General features: G+C 52.8%; 1 rRNA gene. It reads left to right on the forward strand.

Annotated elements, in window-relative coordinates:
- A 23S ribosomal RNA gene (locus GE543_RS26990) occupies positions 1–1,369 on the forward strand; the annotation flags it as partial.
- Positions 1,370–1,438: the final 69 nt, after the last annotated feature.

Here is a 1,438-nt window from a genome sequence, read left to right on the forward strand (position 1 = left end):
TTTAGAACACGAAGTGGTTGATGCCATGCTTCCAAGAAAAGCTTCTAAGCTTCAGGTAACCAGGAACCGTACCCCAAACCGACACAGGTGGTTGGGTAGAGAATACCAAGGCGCTTGAGAGAACTCGGGTGAAGGAACTAGGCAAAATGGCACCGTAACTTCGGGAGAAGGTGCGCCGGTGGAGGTGAAGCATTTACTGCGTAAGCCCCTGCCGGTCGAAGATACCAGGCCGCTGCGACTGTTTATTAAAAACACAGCACTCTGCAAACACGAAAGTGGACGTATAGGGTGTGACGCCTGCCCGGTGCCGGAAGGTTAATTGATGGGGTTAGCGCAAGCGAAGCTCTTGATCGAAGCCCCGGTAAACGGCGGCCGTAACTATAACGGTCCTAAGGTAGCGAAATTCCTTGTCGGGTAAGTTCCGACCTGCACGAATGGCGTAACGATGGCGGCGCTGTCTCCACCCGAGACTCAGTGAAATTGAAATCGCTGTGAAGATGCAGTGTATCCGCGGCTAGACGGAAAGACCCCGTGAACCTTTACTATAGCTTTGCACTGGACTTTGAATTTGCTTGTGTAGGATAGGTGGGAGGCTTTGAAGCGTGGACGCCAGTCTGCGTGGAGCCAACCTTGAAATACCACCCTGGCAACTTTGAGGTTCTAACTCAGGTCCGTTATCCGGATCGAGGACAGTGTATGGTGGGTAGTTTGACTGGGGCGGTCTCCTCCTAAAGAGTAACGGAGGAGTACGAAGGTGCGCTCAGACCGGTCGGAAATCGGTCGTAGAGTATAAAGGCAAAAGCGCGCTTGACTGCGAGACAGACACGTCGAGCAGGTACGAAAGTAGGTCTTAGTGATCCGGTGGTTCTGTATGGAAGGGCCATCGCTCAACGGATAAAAGGTACTCCGGGGATAACAGGCTGATACCGCCCAAGAGTTCATATCGACGGCGGTGTTTGGCACCTCGATGTCGGCTCATCACATCCTGGGGCTGAAGCCGGTCCCAAGGGTATGGCTGTTCGCCATTTAAAGTGGTACGCGAGCTGGGTTTAGAACGTCGTGAGACAGTTCGGTCCCTATCTGCCGTGGACGTTTGAGATTTGAGAGGGGCTGCTCCTAGTACGAGAGGACCGGAGTGGACGAACCTCTGGTGTTCCGGTTGTCACGCCAGTGGCATTGCCGGGTAGCTATGTTCGGAAAAGATAACCGCTGAAAGCATCTAAGCGGGAAACTTGCCTCAAGATGAGATCTCACTGGAACCTTGAGTTCCCTAAAGGGCCGTCGAAGACTACGACGTTGATAGGTTGGGTGTGTAAGCGCTGTGAGGCGTTGAGCTAACCAATACTAATTGCCCGTGAGGCTTGACCATATAACACCCAAGCAATTTGCGTCGAAAGACCAGATTGCGGTGACTGTGAAGATGACACGAACCGAAAGT

The organism is Pseudomonas sp. SZ57 (assembly GCF_009495975.1).
Classification (GTDB): domain Bacteria; phylum Pseudomonadota; class Gammaproteobacteria; order Pseudomonadales; family Pseudomonadaceae; genus Aquipseudomonas; species Aquipseudomonas syringae.